We start from the raw sequence: 17,430 nt of genomic DNA on the forward strand, positions 1-17,430 counted from the left end.
CTTTGTCAGAGTAATTAATTTTTTTTGCTTGTACTGTATTTTGCACTAGTGGTGTAGTTTCATATGCTTGGTGTTTTCCGTATTCGTATCCAGCAAATGCAGATAGTCCGATTACTAATGAACCACAGGCACCAGTAATAATCATTTTTTTCTTGTTCATATCTATTTTCTCCTTAATAATTCAATTCAAAACAATTCCGATTTATTATATCATGATTATTCAATGTTGTAAATAGTTATGTTTACGATTTGTTTAAAAATATCATTTGTTAAATTTGTATATACTTAGGTGTGTATATACTTAGTTATTTTAAAAATGTAATAATTTTATGATATTTAGAATGCGAAATTATATTTTTAAATTAAAAGCTATGTTATAATGAATAATAATATAGTTAGAAAGGAGAAAAAGTTATGACACAATTTGATTTTAAAAAGTTGGTTGATGCTGAGTATTTATTAAATAATAGAACAAATAATAATATTGTTGTGATAGATGCACGTGGGGGAATGCTTGAAGAGGGTTCTTTAATGTATGATAAAGCAATAGTTGTTGATTGGACTGATATAAGTTTACTTGGAGAATTTGGTGGAGAAGAACTTGGGAAATTATTATCTAAAGAGAATTATCAACAAATTTTTTCTAAAGTAGGAATTACTGATGAATCTGAAGTACTAGTATATGGTTTTACTATGCCTGAACAAGGATTTGGAGATGAAGCAAGAGTTCTATATACATTTAGTTATGCAGGATTTGATAATGTTAAGTTCATTGATGGCGGTTTTAAACAAGTTGAGAAACTAGGGTTTAATAAGAAATATGTACCAACTACTGACAGAATTGATGTTAGCGATGTAGTTCGTAGCGAAGCAACTCAAAATAAAAAAGCTATTTATACAGACGAATTATTATCAAAAATAGGTAATACAGATATTCAAATTATAGATACTAGATTAGAAGTTGAATATAATGGTCGTGTAATTTATGGAGAGAATAAAGCAGGTCATATTCCTGGTGCAATTTCTCTACCGTTTAATTCGTTAGTTGATAGTAATGGATTTTTAAAATCTAGATCAGTATTAGAAAAATATGTAACTGGCAAAGGACTAGATAAAAATAAACTACAGGTTACTTATTGTACTACTGGAGTTCGTGCTTCGTACGTTGCGGTAATATTAGAAGAGTTAGGTTTTACAGTGCGAAACTATGAACCATCATTTGCAAGATACGCTAATGTTGGTGAAGTAGTATTAGATTAAAATAATAAGGAGTATTTATATAGAAAATGACTGATATGACGGGATATCTATTTTGGGGATTTTTAATAGTTTATGGAGTGGTAATGTTTTTATTATCACCAAAGAAGGTAACAGAAGCTGGATTCTTTAGAGGTGATGGCAACAGAGGTGAAAAACCTACTGAGATGATGCTTATGTTAAGTATTTTTATAAGTTGGATCTTTGCTAAATCTGTAACTAACGCTGCAAATTTAGGAGCCCAATATGGCTTTGTTGGTGGATTAGCTTATGCAACATATTGGCTTTGTATTCCTATTTGTGGTTTAGCAATTTATAGATTAAGAACAAAGTACCAAGCAAAAGGATTAGTAAGTTTCTTAACTTCTAATTATGGAAAAGCAGCTTCTGTTGCATTTTCAGCTGCGATACTTATTCGTTTATTTAATGAAGTATGGAGTAATACTTCTGTTGTAGGTGGATATTATGGAAAAGCAGGTAGTAAAGAGTTTATTATCTCTGCAATTCTATTTACTGCTATTACTTTAGGGTATACTGTACTAGGTGGGTTAAGAAGTTCAATCGTAACCGATGTTATCCAAGCCGTTATTTTTATATTTTTTGTTGGTTGGGTAGTTACTTTAATTTTACCGCAACATAACATTAGTGATTTTGTAACATCAGGAAATTGGGCGATGAACGCAGGTGTAGATATGTTACTTGTAACAATTCTACAATTATTTAGTTATCCATTCCACGATCCAGTACTTACAGATAGAGGATTTATAGCTAGTGAAAAGACTATGCTACGTGCATTTTTCGTATCTGGTATACTAGGATTCTTCTCTATTCTAATCTTTAGTTTTATTGGAATTCATGCGAAATTAATTGGAATGGAAGTAAGTAGCAACGTTCCAGCAGCTTTAGGTAAAACTTTAGGTGTCGTAGGGTATTTTGCTATGATAGTAGTAATGGTGTCGGCAGCAGGTTCTACACTTGACTCTACATTTGCAAGTTTAGGGAAGTTAACTGCTAAGGATTTACCAGAAATGTCTAATAGAGGATTAAAAAATCCTAAGAAAGTAGCTATTTTATTTATGATCGCATTTGCTATTATAGGTAATCTTCCAATGATTATGGGAACAGATATTCTTAAAGCTACAACGATTAGTGGAACAATGGTAATTGGACTAGCTCCGATTTTCTTACTACACGGTTTTGTTAAACCAACAAAATTAGGATTCCACTTGAGTTTTTGGATTGGAATTATTTTAGGAATACTATTAACTATTAATTTAATTCCTACAAGTTGGGCTATTGGTACAGGTAAGAATGCATTACTACTAGGAGTTAATTTATACGGATTAATTTTATGTATTATTGGTTATGTAGTACCAGGAATGTTCGCAAAAAACAAATAAATATAATATAATAAAAGTAAAGATGGTAAGTCTTTACTTTTATTTTTAATTTGGAGAGAGTTGTATGGAAAAAGGTAGAAATTGTTCATTAGAGTATATTCTTAGGAAGGATTGGACAAAGAAAAGTAAAAAATTAGAAGAGGAAGTAATCTATATAGTTGGAGGATTATATGGAAATAGATATGCTTTAGAAATTATCAATAAGATGGCACATGATGAAAATGCGAAGATAGTTTTTAATGGTGATATGCATTGGTTTGATATTGAAAAGGAAGATTTTTTAAAGATTGAAGAGTTATCTAAAGATAGTATAAAACTTTTAGGAAATGTTGAATTTGAATTATTAAATAATACATTATCTTTAGGGTGTGGATGCAATTATCCTGAGGACGTTAGTGATGGGGTAGTAGAACGATCAAACATTATTCACAATATGATGAAAGAAAATATTAAAGGTGATCAAATACTTAATGATATAAAAGAACGTTCAAAAACCTTAGTTTTAGATTTTTTTGGTAAAAAGATTGCAATTACTCATGGCGATGAGAAAAGTATGTCGGGTTGGGAATGTTCAAATGATAATTTAAAATTAGAATCTAGAAAGAAAGAGTTAGATAGTTGGTTTGAAGAAAACAATATTGATATACTAGCAACAACACACACATGCTTACCAGCAGTCTATGATAATGGTAGAAATATTGTTATTAATAATGGGGCAGCTGGAATGGCGAATGTTGAGGGACAAACATATGGCTTAATTACTAGAATAGCTAAAAGTAGCAATAAAAAAGCGATATATTCAGAATTTAGAAATGGACTATATGTTGAATTGGTTAAAGTTAATTTTGATATTGAGAAATTTAAGTTATGGTTTGAAGAAATATGGCCAGATGATTCTCCAGCGAGTATTTCTTATAAAAGTCGTATAATTAATGGAACGTCACTAGAAATAGAAGATATTAATGTATAGGAGGAAAAATGATTAGAAAAGCAACGAAAGAAGATAACAAAGTAGTAGAAGGATTATTTGATTTTATTAAATCATTAGAGATAGATATCTTAAAAGATTATTCAGAAGAGAAGGTTTTAAAGATTTTAGAATATGTATTCTCATCTGAATATGATAGATTTAGTTATAAAAATTGTACAGTATATGAAACTGACGGTGTGATTAAAGGATTTTCTTTTACATATCATTATGATGAAGTCAATAAAATGAAGGATTTTTGGTATGGGGAAGCTGTAAGTAATTTTGATCTAAAGAAAGATTCTATAATTTTTGATTATGATGAAGTACTGATTGGAGAATTCTATTTAGACACATTATTTGTATTTTCTGATGCCAGAGGAGAAGGTATTGGCAATAAACTATTAACAGAATTTGTTAATAGTGAAGAAGCTAAGTTAAGTTTGAATGTTGCACAATCAAATAATAGAGCGAGAAAGTTATACGAAAGTTATGGATTTAAAAAAGAAGGTGAAATTTTTATAGGACATGAAAATTATAATCATTTAATAAAAAGAAAATAAGTTGCTCAAATCGTATTTTCAGAAAATTTATTTTAATTTTAAAAATATAAATTACCAAATTATTAAAATATGTGATATAATTGAGAATATGTATAAATATAAGGAGAAAAAATATGGTTGAATTACTAAGAAAAGATCAAAAAGTTGAAAATACTTGGGACTTAGAATCAATGTTTAAGACAAATGATGATTTTTGGAACCAATTTAAAGAAGTAGAAAAACTTATTCCAGAAATAAAAAACTATAGAGGAAAAGTTAAAGAAGGCGCAAAAGGACTATTAGAAGTATTTAAAGCCGAAGAAGATATGTCTTTAAAAATGGAGCAATTAACTATTTATGCTTTTCTAAGAAAAGATCAGGATAGTACTGATGCTGAATACGGTGAATTATATGCTAAAACAATGAATTTAAGTTCTAAGTTTTATGCGGAATGGTCATTTTTAAAACCGGAACTACTTTCTATTGAAGAAGATGTATTATTGGGATATGTAGAAGAACTAGATGAACTGAAAGTTTATAAGTTTGAGTTAGAAAAACTAAATAAAAAACGTCCTCACACATTAGATGCAGAACAAGAAAAGATTATTGCGATGGCTGGTGAGGCACTAAATGCAAGTGATGAAACTTTTTCAGCGTTAAATAATGCTGATGTTGAATTTGAACAAGTAGAAGATAAAGATGGAAATAAACATACTCTAACTCATGGAACGTATGGTACTTATATGGAGAGCACAGATAGAGTACTTAGAAAAAATACATTTCATGCCTTATATGATTATTTCAAAAAACATAATAATACGTTAGCATCTACATTAGGTGGAAATTTAAAACGAAAAAAATATTATGCAGATGTGTATAAGTATTCATCAACAAGAAATAATGCATTATCTAATAACTTAATTCCAGAAGAAGTCTATGATAATTTAGTATCAGTAGTAAATGAAAAAATTCCTGCACTACAAAAATATTATAGTCTACATAAAAGAGCAAAAGGATTTGAAGATTTTAGATTATACGATAGATCAGTATCAATGGTAAAAGGCGAACCATTAAAATTTACATTTGAAGAGGCTCGTGATATTGTGCTTGAAGCGGTAAAACCAATGGGTGAAGAATATGTGAATGATATGAGAAAAGCATTCACGGAACGTTGGATTGATGTTTATCCTAATAAAGGGAAACGATCTGGTGCGTATTCATGGGGTGGTTATACTACAAAACCATTTGTTCTATTAAATTTTGATGGGACATTGAATGATGTATATACTTTGATTCATGAACTTGGTCACTCTATGCACTCTTACTATACTAGAAAACATCAGCCATATGTATATGGAGATTATTCAATCTTTGTTGCAGAGGTAGCATCGACTTGTAACGAAGCATTATTAACTGAGTACCTTTATAATAAATTCGAAAAAGAAGGTAACAAAAATGGTATGTTGCGTGTTCTAAATGAAGCGTTAAGTGGTTTTGTAGCAACAGTATATCGCCAAACTCAATTTGCAGAATTTGAGCATAAAATTAACCAACATCTTCAAAGTGGGGGAGCAATTACAGCTGATTATTTAAATACTGAGTACTTTAACTTGGTTAAGAAATACTACGGGGATGTCTTCACTTATGATGAAGATATAAAATATGAATGGTCTAGAGTACCGCACTTCTATTACAATTATTATGTTTATCAATATGCAACAGGATATTCAGCTGCCCAAGCTTTATCTAAATTAATCTTAGAAGATAGTAAAAATGCTAAAATTTATATTGATGAATTTCTTTCAAAAGGATGCTCTAATTATCCAATAGAAGTTCTAAAGAATGCTGGAGTAGATATGTCTAAACCGGCTGCTATAGAATTAGCACTTCAAGGTTTCGAAGAAAAAATAGAAAAATTTGAAAAATTATATTTTTAATAATTATTTAATAATTATATAGAAACTCAAAAATCGGATTTAAATAAATCATGATTTTTGAGTTTCTTTTTTCAATATTGCTAAAACTAACTCTATTCTATTATTAATCCTAATAGGAAATGAACTGTTACCAAGACCTTGAGAAACAATTAAAGTTGAATTTTTTAGAACATAGTTTCCATTAGTATATTTTGGGAAGAAACCTTGACTAGGAGAGAAAATGCCACCTATAAATGGAATTCTCCATTGACCACCATGAGCATGACCTGAAAAAATAAGATCATATTTTATATCTGCGTAAATTGGAAATTTCTCAGGTCTATGTGATAAAAGTATATTAAAGTGATTTGGAGAGTAAAGTTCTTCTAGAGTTTTTATGAAGTTTGCTCTATGATTTAGCTTATCTTCATTTTTAAAGAAATTATAATCCTCAACTCCAACCAAATTAATACTTTCATTATTTTTTGTGATTAATAGATTGCTATTGTGCATATACGTAATATTAAGTTTTTTCATTCTATTTATAAGCTGCTCGTATTCTTTAGGAAGCCTTAATTCATGATTTCCAGAGACGAAATAACATGGAGCTATTATTGCTAATTGACTTAGAATGTTATAAGCAATATCCATGTCGTTATTATAGCTATCTAAAATATCTCCCGTAATAACAATCATATCCGGATTAAAATCCTTAATTTTTTTTATGAATGATAGATCACTATATCCAATCCTATCACAATGAACATCACTGACTTGTGCGATTTTAAAATTGTCAAAATTCTGAGGTAGTTTATCAAACTTAAGAGTAGTTTTTCTTACTTTTAAGTTTTTACTTTGTCTTATTATTGAACTAGCTGCAATAATCGGAGCTAGCGCTAAAATTTTTCGATTCATTACATCTCACCTTTAAAATATTTTAGTAATAAACATAATAGTATTTTAAAATATTATACCATAAAGCTTAAAGTATGTTAAAATATATAATGATAATTAATGCGAAATTAGAGGATAAATATATGATAAAAATTGAGAAGATTGATAAAATAGCCGCTTCTAGAAAGCATTCTTATTCAGCCCCGCAATGGCAAGCAATAGCCATTACCGGTGCTGATGTTCTTGTTGCGGCAGCTGCTGGAAGTGGTAAAACTGAAGTGCTTTCTGAGAGAATTGCAAGGAAGGTAGCTTCTAATAGATGGGATATAGATCGTTTACTAGTACTGACATTCACGACAGCTGCGGCAAAGAATATGATTGTAAGAATTGAGAATAAAATCAGTGAACGATTACTATCTACTAATAAGGAAGAAGACTTAATCTATTTAAGAAAACAAAGAATGTTAATGAATGATGCTTATATTAGTACTATTGATAGCTTTTGTTTAAATGTATTAAAGAAATTTTATTATCTTGTTGAAGAAAAGATTGATAATGAAATTAAATATTTATCACCTAATTTTAGTATTCTTTCGAATAGTAGAGGATTATTAAATGAAACAGTAGGAAATGTTCTTGAACAATTAGTACAGGAAGACTCTAATACGACTGACCTATTATTTACAGTATTTGGCTCTAAACAGAATATTAGCTCTTATATTATTGATTTATACTATAAATTATTAAATATTCCAAATTTCCAAAATTATCTAGATGAAGATTTTACAAAACTAAACGATTTAGTAACTAACAATTTTGAAATTGAAGATAATAGTATAATAGATAAGTTTAATAAAGTTAGTGAGTTAACACAAAAAGAAAGTATAGATATTGCGATAGATTTCTGCAAGTATGTACAACAGTATTTAATAGATAGTAAGAAGGAAAGCTCACTAGATATATTGTCTCTTGTAAATTTAGATGAAACAAAAAAAGAAAAGCTTGCAAGGTATGTAGATGAAGTTTCTATAAAGAGTAATCAAGAACAACTTGAAGAGATAAAAGAGCTTATAAGTAAGCTTAATACACAGTTTGAGATTGAAGATAATATTTATGATACTGGGCTATTAAGTGGAGTCCATGAGGTTCTTGTTGATTATTTAAATTATTTTAAAGTTTTAGAAAAAATGAATTTATTGGCTAAGTCGATTACAAGTTTATTGAAGAAACTGCACAATGATTTCATTAAAATAAAACGTGAGAATAACTTTTTAGACTTTTCTGATTTAAATCATCTTGCTATAAAGGCTTTAACTAGAGAAGAGAATGGGGAAATTGTTCCTAGTGAAGCGGCTCAGTATTATAAAAATTATTTCTTAGAAATATATGTTGATGAGTATCAAGATAATAATAACCTTCAAGAGTATATCTTAAATCTTATTAAAGGAGAAGGAGTGCATTTCTTTAGGGTAGGTGATGTGAAACAAGCAATCTACGGCTTTAGAGGATCAAATCCTGATTTATTCGAACAGAAATATAATAGTTATAGAAAACTAGAAATTGATAATTATTCAGAAAAACAAGAATATTCTTTTGAAGATGAATCTGAAGGAATCTGTATAGTTTTAAAAGAAAACTTTAGAAGTGATGTTAATATATTAAAATCTAGTAATTATATTTTTAATAGACTTATGGGGAATAAAAATGCTGGGGTAAGTTATGGAGAAGATAGTGCATTATATTATCCAAAAGCAAAAGAAAAGAATAGTTCTGAAATTATTCCAACTAGGTTAATTAATGGTAAGATGAATTATTTTACAGGTGAACTTTTAGAAGATAAAAAATCTTATAGAGAACAATCTATAGAAAATATTGCCTACGAAATATTATTAGGTATAAAAAATGGTAAAAAGTATAGTGACTATGCTATTTTAGTTAGAAATAGTACAAAAATGTCTAGTTTTAAAGAAGTTTTTGCTAAATACAATATACCGTTATTCTTTAAAGAAAAGGTTGGATTTACTGAATCTAATGCATTTAATATTTTGTATAATATACTTAGATTTTTAGATAATACGAATAGAGATGCTAGTTTACTTGCAATTTTACATACTGAGGTATTTGATTACAGTAATGATGAATTATTAAAATTATCCATAACAAAAGGAAAAAATCTTTTTGAAAAATTACAAAATAGTGAAAAGGAAAAAGATTATAATACTGTAAATTTATTAAAAAAATGGTTGAATTTTAGTTTGAACAATTCACTTCCAAATCTATTAGAATGTATAGCTATTGATACAGATTTTAAAAATTATTTAGTAACAATTGATACAAATGATGAAGAATTGGATTATTATGAAAACTTTATAGATATCGTTAATGATTATCAAAATATAGATAATAAATTAAGTGGCTTGGCAAATCAATTAAAAATTATAAAAAATGATGAGGTATTTGAAACAAAAAAACGCACACCAAATGATAGTGTAACTTTATCTACAATTCATATTTCAAAAGGATTAGAATATAAGATAGTTTTTGTGGCCGATTTAGATACTTCATTTAGTAAAAGAGGTTATACAGGTGAAGTATTATTCACAGAAATCTTTGGTTTAACTATCAATGCAGAAGAGTTAGGTCAAAAGTTTGGATTAACTTCTAGTAATATAGAAAAATTAGATCAGTTGTATAAATTTAATAGTATTTTAATAAAATTGCGTGAAAGAGAAGAAGAAGTACGTAATTTATATGTAGCGTTAACTCGTGCTGAAAATTCGCTACACCTTGTAAGTCCAAATGGAATACAATTAAATAACGAGAATGCTAAAGATAAACCGTTATACCAAGCTCTAATAGAGGACGATAATTTTGAGAAAATCTTAAGTAATCTACTGAGTGATTATGGAGAAGAGTTTATTTTTGAAAATGAAAAGGATGCTTTGTTTAAAGATTACGAAAGTGAGCCTCTTGTAAAAGATGTAGAAGATAGTTCGGGATTTGATTTGCAAGAATTTTATAAGCAATTTGAAAGTATGCAACAGGATGAATCAAGCAAACAAAGTGATAATCACACGATCGAAGTAGAAAATAAAGTATTTCCTGCTAAAACATCATATAGTGCCTTGAAAAAAATTAATACTAAAGATTACGAGTGGAATCATAAAAAAGAAAAACGAGGATACTTAGAATTAACCACATTAAAAAAATCAACATCTACTAGTAAGGCGATCTTAAGGGGGAATATCATTCATAAACTTTTTGAAAAGATAGTTAATGATACTAGAGCAGGAGTAGAGATTTCGGATGTAGTGAGTTACATCGATAGCTTAAAGAAAACAGATAATTTACTACAGAATATAAAAGAACATAGAATACTATCTCAAGAAGAATTTGATAATATAAATAATAAAGATGATATAGAAAAGATTACTAATTTTATTAATAGTGAGTTAATAAAAGTAGTAGCTAAAAGTGAATTTTGCCAAACGGAGATAGCATTCACAACTGCTAAGAAGGCAAAAGAATTATATGATGATAGTGAAAGTGATATAGATGTTATACTGCAAGGGGTTGTCGATTTATTTATTAAAATTTCTGATGAGGAAGCAATTATCGTAGATTATAAAACGGATCACGTAACTAGTAGGAATGGAGAAGAAATTTTACGAGATAGACACAGGGAACAACTTAGAATTTATAAAGAAGCGGTAGCGGAATATTATAAATTAAATAATATTAGAACTTTTGTATATTCTTATGTTCTTTCAAGTTTAATTGAAATAGAGTAACTTAAAACAATAGTACAATTATGAAATTTTATCACGTTGTTAGTAGAGTCTAATTGTGGTATAATAAAAAATGATTTATTAAACTATGGAGGTGAAATTGTGAAATATATAGTTTGTAATAGTGAAACAGCTGTTTTAAATAGAATGTATGATGAATTTGAAAAAAATTTAGAAGATGGTGCAGTTATCTGCTTACCAGAAAATATTATTAATACTCAATTTACAAATAGAATGATAGATGATAATAAAATGGGGAAATATCGTTATAAACATGTAATAATGTTAGGTCAACGTGAGTTTGCTGATATTGATATTGAAGAAAAATTTGGACTATATAGATATGCTAGATATGAGCTATTTAAGAAATTAGATGTCGAAACTAAGAATATCTATTATCCTCAAACATTGAATAGCAATGATTGTGAAGAGGACTTAAATACGTATAAAGAAGTATTATCTGACAATCCGATAGATGTTGCAGTAGTTTTCCTAGGATCTGATGGAGGAATACTTGACTATCGTTTTGCAGATGAAGTAAACAAAAATCTTCACATTGTGGAATTTTCGAATGAGGAAAAATCACAACTTCAGGATGCTGGAATGGAAATTGATGGCAATAAATTAATTAGTATTGGTTATGAAAATCTAATGGCAGCTAGAAATTTATTTGTAGTTGTATTAGGAAGTGATAAGAGAAAATATATTGAGGAATTATTCGAAAATGAAGATTCTGATAAAAAAACTATTTTATCGATATTAAATGACCATAAGAATTTATTTATTTTTACTGATAAAGAAGCTAGTTATAAGTCTGAAGAAGAGGTAAATAGACTTATTAAACAAAGACAAAAAAGATTAGAAATTAAAGAACGTGAAGAAAAATTACAAAATGAGGAGAAAAAAAAGGATAGGTAACAAGTATGAATGATTATCAGAAAATTATAGATTATGATTTTAGTGATACAGTTCTTGATGATAAGCTTGTTGTAAAATTCAAATTGAAGAAAACTTTTACTGAAGCTCAATTTATCAGTCTTTTCACTCCAAAAAAAGGTGAGAGATTTATTATAAGAACCCCTGATACTAAATCTTCTATAATTGGAATAGGTTATGAAGCAACATGGTTATTAGACTCTAATGATTTTTTAACAAGTTTTGATAATAGTAGTGTTCTATCTGGGTTTGAAGAGTTAAGAGCACAGGTAAGTGTTTTAGAGATAGATGAACATGATTGTGAATACTTTGGTATTTACGGTGGAATTTCTGACGGTAATAATAAAAATAGCCAAGAGTGGGTAGACTTTAGTGATACTTCTTTTGTTGTACCAGGTATACTCGCAGTTTTTAAAGGTGATGATGTTTATATTACATTGTTCTTTAATATGAAAGAGGAAAAAGAGTTTTCTGAGTTATGGGCGGAGAGAATTTCATTTTTAAACAAACTTGATGATGAAAATGAAATATCTAGTGAGCCACAGATTAATGTCGTTAGAGAAATTTATCCAGAGCTTTGGCAAGAAAATATTAGGAAAGCTCTTCTTCAAATAGAAAAAGAAGAATTAAAACGAATAGTTTTATCAAGAAAAAATTTAATATTATTAGAAAATAATACTTCATTAGGGGCAATAACTAAATATCTTTTGAGCAAAAATAGATATTTTATTGCGTTTGAATCGAAGAAAAGTTTATTTATAACAACTAATCCACTTATTTCCTTAGATTATACTGAAAATGATTTGAAAGCACATCTTTATTTGAAGAAAGAAAATTTATTTAATAATGATTATTCAATTATGTTTGATGAAAAAGAAATAATTCAAGAATATAAAGAGGATTTTGAAACACATTATGAGACTGAGTTTAATGTATATGATGATAAAACACTAATGGGGAAAAAATTAGATGTATTCTCTGTTTTAAATTCTAAAGTTGAGGATTCTCAAAAGGCGATAAAAGCTCTTAGTCTTTTATATCCTATGCCAATAATAAAAGGATATCCAGAAAGTGTAGCGAAGAAGTTTTTTGATGAAAATTATAATGTGGGTTATGGTTTTTGGTATTCTCCTTTCGGGTATATTACTAGTGATTTAGATGCTAAGTTCTATACATGCGGTAATATGATGGTAGCTCAAAATAATATGATTACATTATTTACAAGTATATTATTATCAAAAGATGAGAAATACGATGAGGTAATAGAAAAATCTAATAAGATAGTGAGTTCTAGCCTAAAACTATTTGATCATTAGGAGAGTAATTATGGGACAAAGTACGATGAAAAAAGGTATAGTCTTTACTTTACTTGGGGCTACATGTTGGGGATTATCAGGAGTATTAGGGGAATATTTACTAAATATATCAAAAATAGACCCTGTTTGGATAATAGCCAATAGATTATTTTTCTCTGGAATCGTAATGGTAGCTATGTTATTCCTTAAAGATAAAAATAACTTAGTAAGAGTATTTTCAGATAAGAAAGATATTTTAAAACTACTAAATTTCTCATTTTTTGGTCTGTTAATCTGTCAGGGGACATTTTTCTTAACAATTAAGTATACTAATGCTGGCATGGCAACGGTTATACAGTATATTGGTCCAGTAATAATAATGTTATATTATTGTGTCATAGGTAGAAGATGGCCCCTTCCAAGAGAAGTTATTGCAATAGTAGTTTCACTATTTGGAACGGTGTTAATAGCAACCCATTTTGATTTTAGTAAACTGAATATTTCTACATTAGGATTATTCTGGGGAGTACTTTCTGCATTTGGTCTTGCTAGTTATAATATTTTTTCAATAAGTTTAACTACAAAATACGGTGTAATGCCTATAATGGCTTGGGGATTATTATTTTCTGGTATCATAGTATACTTCTTAACAGGTAGTTATTATATTCCGGATAATTTTAAATTGATTGATTTAATATGTATGTCAGGAGTAATTTTAGTTGGTACAATTTTATCATTTTCTACATATCTAGAAGGTGTTAGGTTAATCGGTGCAGTCACGGGAAGTATTATCGGATGCTTTGAACCGATTGCTGCCATAATGTTCTCGTTTCTGTTGCTAGGGACAACATTTGGAACGATAGATTTAATTGGTGCAGGTTTTATCCTATCAGCGGTAATTGTACTAAGTAAGAGATAAATAAAAAATAAGAGTTTAAGATATTTGATGAACCGAACGGGGGTAACTTTTAAAATCGATTTTGAAAATAATGATTTTAAGTTACTCTCGTTTAAAGTTGTATGTTTAGATAAAAAATTATGATAATAATATACCTAAGGACAGTTTCAATTAGATAATTTTTTGTTTAAATATTTTAAGAGGATTTCGGTATCTGCAGAGAAAGGATAAAAATGAGTAACGTAAAATTTGATGAAATGTATAAAAGCATGAATACTAAAGAACTTACTGCTTTAGCAAAAGAACTTAGTGTTCCAAGGTATTATACATTAAATAAAAAAGAATTAGTTTTAGCAATATTAGAAAAACAATCTTTAAGTGAAGAACATTATTATGCTTCTGGAATTTTAGATGATATTCATCCAGAAAATGGTTTTGGCTTTTTAAGAACGGTTGATTATAAAAAAGGTGAGACGGATATTTATATTTCTGCTTCTCAAATTCGCCGTTTCGAGTTAAAAAAAGGTGACGAAGTCTTTGGGAAGGTTCGTAAACCTCGTGAAGGTGAAAGATTTGCAGGTATTCTTCAAGTTGATAAAGTTAATGATGTTGATGCAGAAGTTGCAAAAGGTAGAGCGCATTTCCAAGCTTTAACACCGATTTATCCGAATCAAAAAATTGTTTTAGAGACTACTAAGGAAAAACTTTCTACAAGATTTGTTGATTTGGTAGCACCGATTGGATTTGGTCAACGTGGATTAATAGTAGCGCCACCTAAAGTTGGGAAAACAACATTGTTAAAAGATATAGCAAATTCCATCAGAAAAAATTATCCTGATAAGAAGTTAATTATTCTTTTAATTGATGAAAGACCTGAGGAGGTTACTGATATGGAAAGATCAGTAAAAGGAGCGGATGTTGTAAGCTCAACATTTGATGAGACTTCTGAAAATCATATTAAAGTAGCTGAATTGGTAATTGAGCACGCTAAACGTCGTGTAGAACTTGGTCAAGATGTAATTATACTTATGGATAGTATAACGAGACTGGCACGTGCATATAATATTGTAGAACCAAGTAGTGGAAAAGTTTTAAGTGGAGGAGTAGATCCATCGAGCCTTCACAAGCCAAAAGCATTCTTTGGAGCAGCGAGAAATGTTGAAGGTGGAGGGAGTTTAACTATAATCGCAACTGCCTTGATTAATACTGGTTCGAGAATGGATGATCTAATATTCGAAGAGTTTAAAGGAACTGGGAATATGGAAATTGTCTTATCACCGGAATTAGCTTCAAGAAGAGTTTATCCAGCTATTGATTTCTTGAAGAGTTCTACAAGAAAAGAAGATTTAATACTAACAGAAGATGAAGTGAAAATCTTATGGCAAACACGTAGGAAGCTTGAAGATGTTAGTGAACCAACTATCGGTGTATTGAATCATCTTAGAAAACATGAAAGTAATGAGGACTACATTGCTGAAATGAAAAAATTCATAAGAGATTAATGTATAAAACTACATGATTATTAGACAGGGTATGTTCTCTATGGTATAATCATTAGAACATATTTATTTTAGGAGGATTACATTGGAAACAATTAAATTTTTAATTGATTTTGTATTGCATATTGACAAGCATCTTGGTGAATTAATGATTCAACACGGTCCATGGTGGATGTATGGGATAATTTTCTTAATTATCTTTATCGAAACTGGTGTTGTATTCATGCCGTTTTTACCAGGTGACTCATTATTATTTGCTAGTGGAGCATTATGGGCAGCAACAGGGAATAACATCTTTTTATTATTATTCTTATGTATAAGTGCTGCAGTAATCGGTGATAATTGTAACTATTTTATTGGAAGAAACTTCTCTGATTATTTAAAGAGTAAGGTGTGGTTTAAAAAATTTGTGTCTGATGAGAACATAAAGGATGCTGAGAACTTTGTAGCAAAACATGGAGGGAAATCTATTTTCTTAGCGAGATTTTTCCCGATTATCCGTACGATTGTTCCATTTATCGTAGGAGCTGGTAAAATGAAATACTCTAAATTTAGAGTGATAGATTTCTTTGGAGGACTTTGTTGGTGTACATTATTTATATCAATAGGGTACTTCTTCGGAAATATTTCATTTGTTAAGAAAAACTTCTCAGTAGTAGTAATTGGTATTGTTTTAATTAGTTTAATTCCTTTAATTATTGGGGCAATTAAATCTAGAAAAAAAGCATAAAATAATAGGGTGTATGATAATTAGTGTGGATGAGAAAAATCCATACTAATTATTTTTTTATTAATTAAGAAAGTAGTTACAAAAGAAATATTTGTACATTTTGTTATACAAAAAAGTAAGGGAGTGACTCAAAAATCGTGATTTCGGAGAAATCGATTTTGTCGAGTCACCCCCGCACAGTTTATTAGATATCTAAAAAGCTTTTCTAAAGCGCATTTAGATATCAATAAACCACTGCGTCTATGAGTTTTCATATACATTTTGTTAAAATTTAGGACTTTTGAGTCAGCCCCTTGCCAGTATGAAGATAACTAAATATAAAAAATAAAACAATCTATCAAATTTGATAGGGAGATAAATTCAAAGTTAAATTAATTATATAAGGGACTTGAATTAAAAAATGTATTTATAATGAATATAGATGAGAATTATCCTTATTTGTATAAAGCAAACTATAAAAAGTTAGATAAAAATGTATTGTTAGAAATAAATGTAGAAGAAGAAAGACGATTGCTTTATGTAGCAATGACAAGAGCAGAAGAAAGATTGTATATATAGGGCATAAGGATAGTAAGTTTATAAAAGAATTAAAAGAAATAGAAAGTATTTTGACAGAGTGTAAAGAGTGATGTTTTAACAAATATTTTAAAAAATTAAATAAAAGACTTGTATTTTTTATTTTTTTATCTTACAATAAATCTAATAATTTATTTCTAATATCAAAAAAAATGTTAAAATTTCTAAAAAATAACAGAAAGAAGGTTCTATTATTATGAAAAAGAAATTATTTTTTGTTTTATTATCAGGTAGTATGTTTTTAAATTTTAATATAGCTGATGCAAAAGGAAGTACAGAAGTTACTACTTATTCCCAGTATACTACTATTGCGAATGATGGTGGTGGTTCACCATTGGAACCAACTATTAATTGGTAATTATTAGGAATTTTATATGTTTAATTATTCTCCTAAAGAAGAAGAAATTTTAATTGATTTATATAATTTGATATTAGATAAAGAGGTTGGAATAAAAGAGAGAGAATTGTATAAGAAAGCTATTTTGTTAATTGAAAAAGAAAATGAATATTATGAAGCAGTTTTATTTCAATTAGCACCTGCTTTAGCTTATTTAGCACGACAAAAAAGTATTTCTAGTAATGGTGGTATTTTTATGACTAAAATTAGTAGATTTACTAATAATTCTATAGGATTTTATTTATTTGATTCTATATTAAAAAAATAATTTGTAAAATCAAAGAAAACAGTGTAAAATATGTATATAAAGCAATTAGTTAGTATGTTGCATAGAG

Annotated in this window: 14 protein-coding genes and 1 pseudogene; 14 read left to right on the forward strand and 1 reads right to left on the reverse strand. The window is 28.6% G+C overall.

The features are described 5' to 3' along the window. Positions 1-414: 414 nt before the first annotated feature. From HMPREF3186_RS04395 to pepF, 5 genes are all read left to right on the forward strand, one after another. Entirely contained in the window at positions 415-1,260 is an 846-nt protein-coding gene (locus tag HMPREF3186_RS04395; RefSeq protein ID WP_060914097.1) for a sulfurtransferase, read from the forward strand. 26 nt (positions 1,261-1,286) lie between these two features. Continuing rightward, positions 1,287-2,657 (forward strand): sodium:solute symporter family transporter, encoded by a 1,371-nt coding sequence (locus HMPREF3186_RS04400; RefSeq protein WP_060914098.1) that lies wholly within the window; start codon positions 1,287-1,289, stop codon positions 2,655-2,657. A 64-nt stretch (positions 2,658-2,721) separates the two neighbouring features. Then, a complete protein-coding gene (locus tag HMPREF3186_RS04405; RefSeq protein ID WP_060914099.1) occupies positions 2,722-3,627 on the forward strand; it encodes a metallophosphoesterase family protein in 906 nt (301 codons plus the stop codon). A gap of 8 nt (positions 3,628-3,635) precedes the next feature. After that, positions 3,636-4,187, forward strand: coding sequence for a GNAT family N-acetyltransferase (locus HMPREF3186_RS04410; RefSeq protein WP_060914100.1), 552 nt, complete (start codon positions 3,636-3,638; stop codon positions 4,185-4,187). 113 nt (positions 4,188-4,300) lie between these two features. After that, positions 4,301-6,103 (forward strand): oligoendopeptidase F, encoded by a 1,803-nt coding sequence (gene pepF, locus HMPREF3186_RS04415; RefSeq protein ID WP_060914101.1) that lies wholly within the window; start codon positions 4,301-4,303, stop codon positions 6,101-6,103. Between the two features lie 48 nt (positions 6,104-6,151). On the opposite strand, the gene HMPREF3186_RS04420 is transcribed toward pepF, so the two are convergent. Continuing rightward, the gene (locus HMPREF3186_RS04420) at positions 6,152-6,997 is read right to left on the reverse strand and encodes a metallophosphoesterase (protein WP_060914102.1); all 846 of its coding nucleotides are present in this window, start codon (positions 6,995-6,997) and stop codon (positions 6,152-6,154) included. A gap of 122 nt (positions 6,998-7,119) precedes the next feature. Between HMPREF3186_RS04420 and HMPREF3186_RS04425 the strand changes: the two genes are divergently transcribed. The 9 genes and pseudogenes from HMPREF3186_RS04425 to HMPREF3186_RS04455 all read left to right on the forward strand — a co-directional run bounded on the left by HMPREF3186_RS04425 (position 7,120) and on the right by HMPREF3186_RS04455 (position 17,363). Then, positions 7,120-10,767: a UvrD-helicase domain-containing protein gene (locus tag HMPREF3186_RS04425; protein WP_060914103.1), complete on the forward strand. Its 3,648-nt coding sequence runs from the start codon at positions 7,120-7,122 to the stop codon at positions 10,765-10,767. A 99-nt stretch (positions 10,768-10,866) separates the two neighbouring features. Further along, the gene (locus tag HMPREF3186_RS04430) at positions 10,867-11,682 is read left to right on the forward strand and encodes a 6-phosphogluconolactonase (RefSeq protein ID WP_060914104.1); all 816 of its coding nucleotides are present in this window, start codon (positions 10,867-10,869) and stop codon (positions 11,680-11,682) included. A gap of 5 nt (positions 11,683-11,687) precedes the next feature. Continuing rightward, the gene (locus tag HMPREF3186_RS04435; protein ID WP_060914105.1) at positions 11,688-13,016 is read left to right on the forward strand and encodes a hypothetical protein; all 1,329 of its coding nucleotides are present in this window, start codon (positions 11,688-11,690) and stop codon (positions 13,014-13,016) included. 10 nt (positions 13,017-13,026) lie between these two features. Beyond that, positions 13,027-13,914 (forward strand): DMT family transporter, encoded by an 888-nt coding sequence (locus HMPREF3186_RS04440; protein WP_060914106.1) that lies wholly within the window; start codon positions 13,027-13,029, stop codon positions 13,912-13,914. 212 nt (positions 13,915-14,126) lie between these two features. Continuing rightward, on the forward strand, positions 14,127-15,395 hold the full coding sequence (gene rho / locus HMPREF3186_RS04445) for a transcription termination factor Rho (protein WP_060914107.1): 1,269 nt from the start codon (positions 14,127-14,129) through the stop codon (positions 15,393-15,395). An 82-nt stretch (positions 15,396-15,477) separates the two neighbouring features. Further along, a complete protein-coding gene (locus tag HMPREF3186_RS04450; RefSeq protein ID WP_060914108.1) occupies positions 15,478-16,122 on the forward strand; it encodes a VTT domain-containing protein in 645 nt (214 codons plus the stop codon). 393 nt (positions 16,123-16,515) lie between these two features. Then, positions 16,516-16,680: pseudogene (locus HMPREF3186_RS08885) on the forward strand (3'-5' exonuclease); the annotation flags it as partial. A 214-nt stretch (positions 16,681-16,894) separates the two neighbouring features. Beyond that, positions 16,895-17,056: a hypothetical protein gene (locus HMPREF3186_RS09385; protein WP_231724161.1), complete on the forward strand. Its 162-nt coding sequence runs from the start codon at positions 16,895-16,897 to the stop codon at positions 17,054-17,056. A gap of 16 nt (positions 17,057-17,072) precedes the next feature. Continuing rightward, on the forward strand, positions 17,073-17,363 hold the full coding sequence (locus HMPREF3186_RS04455) for a bacteriocin immunity family protein (RefSeq protein ID WP_060914109.1): 291 nt from the start codon (positions 17,073-17,075) through the stop codon (positions 17,361-17,363). Positions 17,364-17,430: the final 67 nt, after the last annotated feature.

This window comes from Gemella haemolysans (genome assembly GCF_001553035.1).
GTDB lineage: Bacteria > Bacillota > Bacilli > Staphylococcales > Gemellaceae > Gemella > Gemella haemolysans_B.

Coding starts and splice junctions, on each gene's coding strand:
- HMPREF3186_RS04395 (WP_060914097.1), top strand. CDS start 415: ATGACACAATTTGATTTTAAAAAGTTGGTTGATGCTGAGTATTTATTA.
- HMPREF3186_RS04400 (WP_060914098.1), top strand. CDS start 1,287: ATGACTGATATGACGGGATATCTATTTTGGGGATTTTTAATAGTTTAT.
- HMPREF3186_RS04405 (WP_060914099.1), top strand. CDS start 2,722: ATGGAAAAAGGTAGAAATTGTTCATTAGAGTATATTCTTAGGAAGGAT.
- HMPREF3186_RS04410 (WP_060914100.1), top strand. CDS start 3,636: ATGATTAGAAAAGCAACGAAAGAAGATAACAAAGTAGTAGAAGGATTA.
- pepF (WP_060914101.1), top strand. CDS start 4,301: ATGGTTGAATTACTAAGAAAAGATCAAAAAGTTGAAAATACTTGGGAC.
- HMPREF3186_RS04420 (WP_060914102.1), bottom strand. CDS start 6,997: ATGAATCGAAAAATTTTAGCGCTAGCTCCGATTATTGCAGCTAGTTCA.
- HMPREF3186_RS04425 (WP_060914103.1), top strand. CDS start 7,120: ATGATAAAAATTGAGAAGATTGATAAAATAGCCGCTTCTAGAAAGCAT.
- HMPREF3186_RS04435 (WP_060914105.1), top strand. CDS start 11,688: ATGAATGATTATCAGAAAATTATAGATTATGATTTTAGTGATACAGTT.
- HMPREF3186_RS04440 (WP_060914106.1), top strand. CDS start 13,027: ATGGGACAAAGTACGATGAAAAAAGGTATAGTCTTTACTTTACTTGGG.
- rho (WP_060914107.1), top strand. CDS start 14,127: ATGAGTAACGTAAAATTTGATGAAATGTATAAAAGCATGAATACTAAA.
- HMPREF3186_RS09385 (WP_231724161.1), top strand. CDS start 16,895: ATGAAAAAGAAATTATTTTTTGTTTTATTATCAGGTAGTATGTTTTTA.
- HMPREF3186_RS04455 (WP_060914109.1), top strand. CDS start 17,073: ATGTTTAATTATTCTCCTAAAGAAGAAGAAATTTTAATTGATTTATAT.